Genomic DNA, 12450 nt, shown 5'->3' with positions numbered 1-12450 from the left:
TGCCCGCAGTGCCTCCTGTTTTCTTTTGGGTAAGCTGCCCTAAGGCATCATAGGTATGTTCGGCCAGCAGTTCGGTACGGCCCCCGGTACTATGGGTATGGGTATGTAACTGCCCGTTGGGGTAATAGGTAAAGTCTTCTATGACCTCTACAGGCGTTGCACTCCCGCGGGTATGTACACTTATGCTTTGCTGGACTCTGCCGGCAAAATCAAGTAAGGTACGCACTTCGTCACGCGTATCGAGATAACTGTTGTACGAACCGGTCCATATAGGTCGCTGTTTCTCATCATAGGCGGTTAAGGTGGTGATCCAGTCACCGGTAGTCCCCAATACTTTTACCCGGGTAGCGGTGGCCAGCCCCCGGGTCTGTGCGGTTACCCCCTGTCCCTTTACTTCGGTAGGCAGGGTAAAGCCGGCCCTGTCAAAATCGTTATAGCTATCGTAATAGTTTACGCTATATACCTGGGTAACGGCTGTGTTTGGAAAGGCTGTGTTACTGTAATATACCTGGGTACCGCCCAGGGTTTGGGCAGTGGTACTACGCCCCTCATAGACGGTATAGGCAGCGGTATCATGTGCATTGCTCTGAACGGTCTGACGACTGGTGCCGGCAGGGGAGGTATATAACCCGGTATAGACTACCCGCCCAAAGGCATCGTATTTGGTAAAGAGCCACTGGTTTTGTACCCGTTGCATGCTGTCCTGGGTCATGATGGGCCGGTCCAGGGTATTGTATATAATGTATTCCCGCCCTTTGCCGGGGATCTTCTTTTCGACCAGGCGGTTGCGTTGGTCATATACGTACTGATAACAAAGCTCGTTCCGCTCGGCGGTACTCACGCCATCGGCTGTGGTTACTTTGGGAGGCAGCACGTAGGTAAGGTTCCCAAAATCGTCATATACGTAGTAGGTATCGTGCGCCTGCTCACCGGCATAGGTACGTTTGAGTACGACCCGCCCCTGCAGATCGGTAAACTCTTCGGTGGTATGGTCCCTGGTGGTGGTACCGGGGTGGTTCTCATCATAGGTAACGGTCTTATACAGGGTACCGCTTTTATAATACCCTTCGCCGGTAAGCTGCGGGGCCTCGGTATTGTCTGCGGTAAAACTTACGGTAAAGAGCCGTACGTTGTCATTGGCAGGGTTACCGGGTACCAGGGGGTCATGGGTATTGGTCAGATAGGCAAAGCCTATTTCGTGCCCGCTGCCGAGTTTCCAGTCTTTTCCGGGAGCGGCCTGTTTAAGTACCCGGTTCAGGGGTGAGCTCTCCAGTTCTTTTTGGCTATACGCATTGGGGGTGGCATCCAGATCATTGGGATACGTGGCTGCATAATAGGCTGTTAAGGTCGCAATGGGATCGGGATTGTATTTTCCGTACTGGTCGTGCGGGGCAGGATAGGGTAAGAACTCCTGTACCTGCCGCCCAAAGGCATCATAGACTATGGGGGTGACCAGGTCCTGTCCGTCGGGCGACTGTTTAATGGCTACCTGTTGCATGGGGCGCCCCAAACCGTCAAAATACTGTATGTTCTCTATAAGCTGCCCGCTATGGGTTAAGGCATCGCTATCGAGCAGGGGTTCCTGAAAGGCGCGGGTAAATATATAGTTCTCATCGCTCAGGGAGACTTCCTGAAAGGCCGGGGCGGTGGGGGTGGTGGTGCTTAAGGGGGCACTGGCCACGCTCTGGTTGCCGGCGGCATCTTCGGCCACTATGGTAATGGTATAGGTTTGCTGGGCGCGGAGCCCGCTAAAGGTATATTGGGCCTGTACGCCCTGCAACCGGGTCACTTCGGCCCCGTCTAAAAACAATTGGTAGGCGCTCACTCCGGTATCATCGGTGGCACCGCTCCAGCCTACGGTAATACGCTGGTGGTCTTTCTGGAGTAAGGTGACTATGGGGGGGGCCGGCGGGGTGGTATCTACGGTAGGCTGGGTACTTACATTGAGGGTATTGCTCAGAGCGGAGGCGTTCCCGGCGGCATCCAGGGCCCGTACGGCTATGCTGTAAGGGGTCTCGGGGGTAAGCCCGCTTAAGGTATGCGCGCTGGCGCTCCCGCTTATGGAGGCCTGTACAACCCCACCTACCTGTATCTCATAACTGGCGATGGCCCCGGAATTGTCACTGGCCCCGCTGATACTGATGGTAATACGGGTGGTCTCGGCACTTACCAGAGCAATGGCAGGGGTGGTGGGCGGGGTACCGTCGATAGTGGTGATACTTACGGTATTGCTCATGGCGGAGGTATTCCCGGCGGCATCCCGGGCGGTCAGGGTAAATCCGTAAGAGGTGAGCTCGGCCAGCCCGGTAGCCTGATAGGAGGTGGTACTCCCCGGCAGGGTAGCCAGCAGTACGCCATCCCGGTATATCTGGTAGCCGGTAACTCCGGTATCGTCGGTAGCAGGGCTCCAGTTGAGCTCTACGGCACGGGGGCCGGGCGCTCCGGCACTCAATACACCGGCTACGGGGGCCTGGGTGTCGGGCAGTGCCAGGGTACTCACGCTTACTACACTGCTGTTGCTGCTGCGGTTCCCGGCGGCATCTTCGGCATTGACACTAAAGGTGTAGGTGGTCTCGGGGGTGAGCCCCTGGGCGGTATAACTGGTGGTGCTTCCGGTAAGGGTTACCAGCAGTACTCCGTCACGGTACAGGTTGTAGGCGGTCACCCCGGTATCATCACTCACGGCGGGCCAGCTCAGTACGGCACTCGTAGGGGTAATACTGCCGGCACTCACTACGGGAATGCCGGGAGCCTGGGTATCGGTCTGTGCGCAACTGATGCAGATCACGGACATCTTATCGAGATATACGGTATCGCCTATGGCCCCCTGACCATCGGTGATCAGGTAAAAACGCAGGGTGGCGGTACTGCCGGTAGCGGTAAAAACAATGGTGCGCTCTTCCCAGGCATCACTGCTTAAATAGCCGTACCCGGATACGCCGGTAACCCCGGCCCAGTTGTTCCAGCTCTGTACCTGTCCCTGTCCGGGTTTGGCAGCGGCGGTAAAACGATAGGTCTCTCCGGCCTCGGTGGGCAGGGTATAATATACATAGCGGTAGCCGGCAGCATTGGTAACGGCTTTCAGGGCATAATTTCCTGCCAGTACTTCTTCGGTGGTGACACTCAGGGTAGAATGCCAGGCAGCGAGCCATCCGCCGGTAGCATTGGTATCGGAAGCGGCGGCAGCATGATCCTGGGTCATGAGCTCTGTGGGGGTATAGGCGGACAGGGTGGTGATGTTTACGGTATTGCCGGGGGTACTTTCATTCCCGGCGGCATCCAGGGCGGTAAGGTAAAAACTGTAGGAGGTAGCAGCACTCAGCCCGGTAAGGGTCGCGGCGGTTACCCGCGGAAAACTTGCCTCCAGGGTGCCGTCTGCCCGGTACAGGCGGTATTGGGTCACCCGTATGTTATCGGTAGCGGCACTCCAGGTAAAGGTAACTTCACTGTCGGTCACTAAAGCGGTACTCAGTACCCCGGCCACAGGGGCCTGGGTATCGGGAGGTAAGGAGGTGGTAAAGGCCAGAGGGGTGCTCCCGCCACTCTCGTTCCCGGAAGCATCCAGAGCGGTTACATACACGCTGTAAGGGGTATTGGCACTCAGACCGGTAAGGGTGTGGGAGTGTACATTGCCCAAGGTGGCGGCCACGCTTGCGTTGAGATATACCTGATATCCGGTAACGGCTATATTATCGGTAGCGGGCGCCCACTCTATATGGGCTGAAGTATGGGTCACACTCCCCAGGGTGGCCACAGGAATGGAAGGGGCCTGGGTATCGGGATCATCAGTAAAATGAAGGTTCAGTACATCGCTCCCTAACATGGTACCCATGCCTCCGGGAGCATCGTAATAGGCTACGGTAATGCTATGGGTGCCTTCTCCGGGATCCCAGCTGTTATAGGTGCCGGATACCTGCCCCCGGTAAGCATAAGGAGCACTATCGGCCGTAAGGCTATAGGTGCCTCCGTGAGAGGTGAACACAACACTCCCCACGGCCGCGGAAGGAATGGCCTGTATATTGAGCTGCCGCCCGGTAAAGGCCAGGTTCAACGTATCGGTCAGGGCCAGTTCCTCAAGCACGCTGCTGTTGGAAGCGTTGATCAGGTTATAGGTAGCAAAGGGCCCGGAGGGGGTTACGACTTCTTTGATGGAAAGGGCATCGAGCAGCAGGTAATCATCGGGGTGACCGCTCCCGTTGCTGGCCCCGATGCGGATACTGGCACTGGTACCGATGGCCTGGGCGGTATAGGTAAACTGTGCCCAGCCGGTGGTGGGGGTGCGCCCCTGATCGGTCTGTACACTGGTAAAGCCCAGTATGCTGAGATACTGCTGGTTTACGCTGTTGACCTTAAGCTGCCCGGTAAGGGTATAGGTCTTCCCGGGGGTGGTGGCAAAGGTATAGGTGGAAAGGGACCAGTTGCCGGAACGGCTGATCTTTAAGGCATAACTGCCGGTGCCTACATCGGTCTGTTCTACGCTCAGGTCATAGGCATTGCTCCAGCTACCGGTACCGGCGGTCTCGTTCTCCAGGGCCGCCGCTGAGCTTTCGGTGTATAACTCGGGAGCACCGCCGGGAGCACCGGCCAGGGTGGTCACGGCCAATGAGCTACTGGCGGCACTTTCATTACCGGAGGCATCCAGCGCGCTCACTGCCATGGTATAGGTGGTATTTTGAGAGAGCCCGGTAAAGGTATAACTCTGTACGTTGCCCAGGGTGGCTACCACGGTACCGTTGCGATATACCCTATACCCGATCACCCCGATATTGTCGGTAGCGGCATTCCAGTTAAGGGTGGCCCCGGTAGCGGTGAGCCCGGTGGCAGTGAGCCCCCCGGGAGCGCCCGGTACCTGGGTATCGGTAGGACAGCTCATACAGCGAATGGACAGGGCATCCAGCAAAAGGTGATCGCCGGCGGCACCGCCGGTGGTATTGGCCCCGATACGGATACGGGCGGTGCTGCCAACAGCCACGGCGGTATAGGTAAAGGGTTGCCAGGAAGTACCGGGACTGCGACCGCTATCTTCGCTGCTGGCGGTAAAATCTAACATGCTTATATACTGCTCGTTCAGGGTATTGGCCCTGAGTTGCCCGCTAATGGTATAGGTGGCTCCTGCTACGGTGGGAAAGGTGTACTCGGATTGGGTGTTTACTGCCTCTCTGGTGATTCTCAGGGCGCGGGAACCCACAGCTACACTGGCGGTCTCGGTGCTCAGATAATAGGCATGGCTCCAACTGCCCGGGCCGTCGGCTTCCTGATAATTGCCGGCAGCGGAGGCTTCGGTATAGAGCTCGGGGGTACTGTGCCCGGTGGTCACGGCTAAGGGGCTGCTGGCCGCACTCTCGTTCCCGGCACCGTCTAAAGCGGTCACGGTAAAACTATAAGCGGTGGAACCGGTAAGACCCTGAACACTGTAAGTGGTCATATTGCCCAGGGTGGCATGCAATACGCCATCCTGATATACTTTATAACCGGTCACTCCGGCATTGTCGGTAGCGGCATTCCAGCTAAGGGTCACTCCGGTAGCGGTTACTGTATCGGCCGTAAGGGTATCGGGGGCCGACGGGGGTTGTGTATCTTCGGTTACCGGGGCCCCGCAGCTCATACAGACTACCGATACGCCATCCAGATACATATCTTCGCCTACGGCATTCCCGGGAAGGCTCAGGTAGAGTTTCATCACTACCTCACTGGCCGTAGCAGTAAAGGTAAGGCTGTAGGACTGCCAGGTGCTGCCGCTTACCACGCTGCTGCTGAAATTGGTGACACCGTCCCAGTTATACCAGCCGTGGCCGGTGCCGGGGGTACTCTTTCTGGCACTGTACTGCAAACGGTAGGTCTCCCCGGGCTGGGCGGTAAGGTTGTAATACAGATACCGGTAGCTGTCACGGGTGGTTACCGCCCGTATGGCATAACTGCCGGAAACGGCATCGGGAACGCTCTGCAGGGTTACTTCGTTACTGGGAAGAAAACTCCCAACGGCATTCATATCGGCCGCAGAAGCGGCATTGTCCTGTGCCAGCAGCTCCAGATGGGTGGTAAACAAAAGGGGGTTGCTGTTCGGGCTCTCATTCCCGGCCGCATCGATGGCCCGTACATAAAATGCATAAGCCACCCCGGGGCTAAGCCCGGTAACCGCCAGGGTATTGACCGTACCGGTGGTGGTGCGAAGGGTACCGTCACCGTTATAGATACGGTAGCCGGTAACCCCCGTATCGTCAAAAGGAGTATTCCATTGCAGGGTAACCGAGGTAAAAGTTACCTGCGATCCGCTAACCGCAGGGGCCTGGGGCGCCTGGGTATCGGCTGCGGTAAAAGTGACCGTAAGCGTGTCGGTACCCAAAAGGGTGCCGGTAGCCTCGGCCCCGCTGTAATAGGTCACGGTAAGGGTTACGCTACCGGGGCCGGGATCCCAGTTATGGAAATCGCCGTTGGTATCGTCCCGGTAGGCATAAGGGGCTACAGACTGGATAAGGCTATAGCTCCCCCCGTGGGAGGTGAACTGCACACTGCCCACACCCGCAGGGGGCAGGGCTTCTATATTGAGCTGGCGACCGCTAACGGACAGATCGATGGTTTCCCCTCCGCTAAGGGGTTGCAACTCCTGGTCGGTAGCGGCATTGATAAGACGGTAGGTGCCGTAACCGGGGGTCTGCACGGCAGAAGGGATCTCGCCGGCTAGGGCCGGTAACAACAAACCAAAAATACTTAAAATACTGAGGTAGATATAGTGTTTTTTCATGAGAGGTGAAGGTTAGTTAGGTGCAGGACAGCGATCAGGATCACTAAAACTTACAAAGGTCGTGGAGGTAGCAGAAAGCCCGGTGCTCAGATCGGTCACTTTACACGAAATATTGGCCGACTGGTAGCAGTTTACATTATAGCTAAATACCTGAAAAGGCGCGTTAGTCTGTAATACCCCGTTTACCCGCCATTCAATAGACCTGGGTATTAAACCGCCATCGCCGGGAAATACCGGATTTACACTGAAAATATATTCGGCGCGCCCAAAGGGAAAGCTGATCTCTTCTATCGTGATCCCTCCCGGAAGAGTGGGCGGAAGGGCCCCGCCTACCTCAACCTTTTTGGTGATCGTTTGCGAAACACCCGTATTCTGGTCGGTTACCGTACATTTTACGCTAAGCGAACCATAATAATCGCCATTGAGTAATACTCCCATGGAGGGAGTGGTAGCCGTATGCAGGAGGGCTCCTGCCCGTTCAATGCGCCAGTTATAACTGTAACTGCCCGAACCCGTTGTGTTTATTATATCAAACAAGGTCGTTCTCCCCAGAGTAACATCTACATTACCCGGCCCGGTCATACTGCCCGCAGAAAAGGCCGGATGTACCGTAAGCTCTCGTGAACTGACTGAAGTACTTCCGGTTACCACATCGGTAAGAGTACAGGTAGCCGTAACCGTACCCTGGTGCAGCAAAGCAAATACCGGACGGGCCGTAGCCGAGGTAAAGGTCTCCTGCCCGCTAACGGCAGGGCTAAACTGCCAGGTATAACTATAGTTGCCCGAACCTTCGCTGCCGGTAACTGAAAGCACTGCCTCACGGCCAACATTTACCTGGGAAGACCCGCTGATACTGCTGATCTGTACCGCATTGTAAACCGTTAAAGGCATGGTCTGGGTGATGGTGCGGTTAAGTGCTACATCGGTAATGGTACAGGAAACCGTTACAGGCCCCACATAGGTAGCATCAAATACCCGTTCTACCGATGGCCCCGTGGCCGTACCCGGTGGCTGGCCCGAACGGGTAAAATTCCAGGCATAGGTAAAGTTACCAGACCCCCCGGTGGCATTCACACTAAAGGTAACCGGCGATCCGGTAAGGGCCCAGGAACTCGAAGCAGTAATGCCCGACACTGCCACCGGCGCATATACGCTTACTTCATAGATCGCCTCTCGTACAATTCCCGTTACATTATCGGTCACCGTACAGCGCAGGATATTAGTACCCCGAAAACCGGAATTAAAATTTACCAGATACGGATTGCCGCTAAGGGAAATAGACTGCTGACCACTGGCCAGTTCAAACTGCCAACGGTAGCTGTAATCGCCCGAACCGGTAAGCACCTCAATACGGTAGGTGCCCTGCTCATTGTCAAAAACCGTCGAAGGACCGGTGATCTCCCCCAAAGTAAGACCCGCATGGGTTACCGGCTCTCCCTTATAATGGTAAAAATACTGGGCCTGCAGATGCGCATTTAGGTCTTTTACTGCCTTTAAACGGTTACGATCGTCATATTCATAATACGTCGTAAGACCCGAAGCATCGGTCATACTGCTCATACCTATTAAAGGATCGTAGGTATAAGTGGTGACCATAGCCTGCGGTAAAGCCGTGCGAAGCTTGGCCAGCTCACTGCGAAGCGCAGCCGAAGTGCTGGGATCCTCCAAAAGCGCCATGTTTAAATTGACCGAAGGACCCGTAGCCTCAGCATACGTGGCATTCTCTATCTTAGCCACAGGATACTGCCCGTTATAGCCCCAGAGAATCGAAACCTTTATTGCATTATCTATTGTATATTCAAGTATATTACCTTTTTGATCGTACTTATCATAATAGACTTTTCTACAGGGTCCCTCAGAATATCCCTGATGGTTTAGGCGGGAACAAAAAATTTCTCTTTCTAATAATGTAAGATTATTGAGTTCTGGAAATTTTTTATACTCTTTATTGTTATCTAGAAAAACTTGTCCGTCTTTTTCTTCTCTTACCCGAATAGGATCGTTTATACGATTTTCAGAAATAAGTGGAGAACCAAAAGAGGGATATTGATATGAAGTTTCCATGCTTCCACCATCCGAAAGGTTTTGGATAGTTTCACTAACCAATCTGTTAAGGGCATCATAATTATACACTACACTATTTTCAATTATTCCACTATCAAAATGGTTTTTATTTATAGTGCTTTTAAGTACCGATTCCCTGCCCATAAGAGGATAATAGACAAATAAATACTCATTAAACACTCGTAATATAAGTGGTGTATAAAGGATAGTTGTTTCTAACCAATTTGACCTACCAGGAAATGCTATGGGCTTTACGTTATAGCTTAATGAAGGCGTATAAGACTTTACATTATAAGTATTGATTACTTCTTTTAGAATTGTTGTTTCTTCGTCAAAAGACTCTTGTTTTAATAAAAGCCCGTTATCTAGTTCGGTACCTCTCACTGCATTACCAAACAGGTCCAGGTAACTTGAACGAATAACTCCTACCGTGGATATTTTGTTACGCAAACTTATGTCAGGTTCATTACTAAAATATGATATTATCTTGCCTTTACTTTGACCAGATGAAAGATCGATTTCGCTCATTTCGACCCTACTATAGCCCACATAGTTACCATTTGACAGAGGGTCACTTTGATAAATATTTGTAGCGAATGAAGTTATTTTGCTTCCTGTTGACGGCACCACAAACCAAGTGTTTTGATTTGCCTGATATAGATACTGCGAAGAATATGAGTCGCCATCTTCATAAGGTCTAAAGGGAGCTAAATGTTTTCCTCCACTATAAAAATACTTTTTTGAGTATACTCCGTTTATACCCGAACTATCTATTATCTCTTTTATTCGCAAACCAAAACCTCTGCTCATGATCTGTGTGTTTGAATTGGACACTTGAAGTGTGAGATTTGCTTCAATTATGCCCCCAACAGTATCAGGAAACGAACATGAGTCATCATAATTAACGGCTACAGCATATAATGCATCAGGCTCCAGAGACACGTTAAAATCATACCAGCTTACGGCTTCGTTATATAAAACTTTCTGATAGGTTAACTCCGCTCCCGGAATCCCGGAAGTTTCATAGGTTTCCCAAAAAAGTCTCTTTCCTTCATCACTGTTTAGATAACTAAACTTTCTGTTTTCAGGTACTTTTACCACTTTCAACCAGGAAGCATTATAAGAACAAGACGCAACATATTGTAAAACTCTGGTAGCACCCATTAAATTATTCGTGCCGCTTAATGTTTGTATAGCAATCATTTGATCAGGGATATTGTCTGCATTATTAACATCAAAAAGCCTGAACTTTTTTGTCATATCTCTACCTTGATTACCGTAATTAGGAAACAGATAATTATCAAATTCATTAAGCTCATAAAAAAACTTTGTTGTTCCTCCTGTTGGATGCTTTATCATTTCTAACATCCCTGCCTTTGCATTATCGGGATGAGCAGATTTATTGACTCTACCTTCTATATCCTGCTTCATACTTAGTGCCCAGGCAGGTATAAAATTTTCATTTTTGTAAAAACGAAATGGATTGTAAAACATCGACTCATTGTGTAACCCATTATAATACCCCCAATAATCTCTGGACAGAGAATTTTTAAGAGGTAGTTTTACGGAGTTGTAGTAAAAGTTATAATCTTTATGATCTATAACCAATGTATGAAGACGTAATCTCTTGGAAAGATGATCTGCCCCTTGGGATTCGGTCTCAAAATAATCATATTCAAATTTTAAGTCATGAATAGTGTCTTGTTTGTGTGAAATAACAAGATTATCCAACCGGCGAGCATAAGGTAAATCTACCCGATCAGAAGTTAGAAAAGATAGTTTAGTGCCCTCATAGGTTATTTCTTTTAAGACAGATCTTTCTTCGATCAAATCTGATTTATACCTGGTAGCACGAATATGCTTTCCTGTATCTGCAATATGCCCCAGAAGCCAAAGAGTTCCATTAATATGAGAAGTATTATCGGGACCTACAAAGTTAGGAGGTATTGGTATTGTATAATTAGTGTGTTGGAAATGGTTAGTATCTACGACATTAATAATATCTAAATGGCCCGAATGCCCTGAAGTTTTTTGAATACTCTGAAGTTTTTGATAGGTAAAGTGAATAGTATGGCCACGGGTATCTTCAATTTTAGTGATTTTCCAGTTTCTACTGGCATATTTGAAATTGTCATTGAAAAGACTTTCATTCTGAACAATATTGACAAATGGATTATAACCGGTATCATTTTGCTCAAAGGTGTTTGAGGTTAAAGCAGCATAGGGGTTCGTAAGCGGCAGCTCACGTAATTCTTCTTCAAAATAATACTTCATTCCGTCAGGAGCAGTTATTACCCAGTTAAATGAATTATTACCAATATCATTAACTGTTATTTTATAATTTCTCTTGTTAAGAACTTCAATATTGCCATGTTTGGGATTAATAAAGAACTTGAGAGAGTGACCAAAAAAAGAAGCAGTAAACAAATCTACCTCTATATCTATATTAGACCCTCTTGACATGGTCAAAACCTGATTATAACTAAAAAGGGTTCCATTATGTGGATAATAGACCCCTGTTTTTCCGTGAAACCCTCCTTCGGTCCTTACTCTGGCCGCGTAATATTCATTTAAATGATTAAATGGGTTTGCGGAAGGAAATTGTATTCTGTCATTTCCTTTATCTGCTCCTATAGGTTCTGAGTAATAAGACTCAGGTTGCGGTTGTACAATATACTCAGGACGGTATTCATTGTAATAATCCGGTACTTTGACATCAACCAAAAGATCATTCCATCCTCTGGTGGATTGCGAAATCATTCCCATATTAATATTCCATCCCAGCCCGACCCAGCTAGATTCTTCGCTTACACGAATACCATTGGAATGATAAGAAAGATTCAAAGGCACTTGAATATCTCCATGATTGATATTGAATAAGGGAATAGAGATATTTGGCACACCTGTATATTTTGAAACTGGTATGTTTCCATACTTTTCAATTGCATATACTTCTGGAGATTTAGGCTCCTGATATTTAACATTTATCTGTGAAAAGGACAGCTTAAAGAAAAAGAGCAAAAGTGCAACCAGACCAGTTTTTGTTTTTGCAAAAAACATGTTTTCTTTCATATTTAATTAATGAGATTTTTATAATTCTTTACATTTACATATCGTGATAACCCTATTTATTTATAAGATTAGTATTCTACTGTTATACTGTAAAAAAGGTACTATAGAAAGTATATTTAAAATTGAGAGAGAAAAAGCTTTCATGACGAATATGAATTTTAATTTACAAAAACAAGTGTAAAGGATGGAAAAACACTACCTGCTTTACTGTTTTATGGTTTAAACTTATGTTAAAAATCTGTTTTGTTTTATGACATTTGTCATATACACTGTACTTTCTATAAAAACAAACTTCTTTTTTCTATGTATTTTTCTCACTTTCAGTATCTTACATATTAACTTTTTTTTAGTACTAAAAAGTAGATTTTTTATTCTTAGTATTCGTATAAGGAAAAGCCTTGAAAAAGAATAGGATACTTATTTTCTGCATACCAAGTATATACGATACACACAAAAGAGATCCTGTTAAAAAAAAGGAGCGCTAAATGCGCTCCTTTTTTTTATTTCTGTGTCCCGTCCTGAAATAAGTTGACACAAAATTGACTTATTTATGACATATTCAGAAGAATCAA

Annotated in this window: 2 protein-coding genes; both read right to left on the bottom strand. The window is 48.9% G+C overall.

Annotated features, from left to right (window positions below; all coding sequences use genetic code 11):
- Positions 1 to 6742 (bottom strand): fibronectin type III domain-containing protein (locus WAO84_RS16855; protein ID WP_340067298.1); only part of this gene is annotated, 6742 nt, incomplete at its 3' end.
- 12 nt (positions 6743 to 6754) lie between these two features.
- Positions 6755 to 11878, bottom strand: coding sequence for a hypothetical protein (locus WAO84_RS16850; RefSeq protein WP_340067296.1), 5124 nt, complete (start codon positions 11876 to 11878; stop codon positions 6755 to 6757).
- Positions 11879 to 12450: the final 572 nt, after the last annotated feature.

The organism is Ascidiimonas aurantiaca (assembly GCF_037646345.1).
Lineage (GTDB): Bacteria > Bacteroidota > Bacteroidia > Flavobacteriales > Flavobacteriaceae > Ascidiimonas > Ascidiimonas aurantiaca.
Note: the sequence above shows the minus strand (reverse complement) of the source record. Positions and strands in the feature narration are given on the sequence as shown.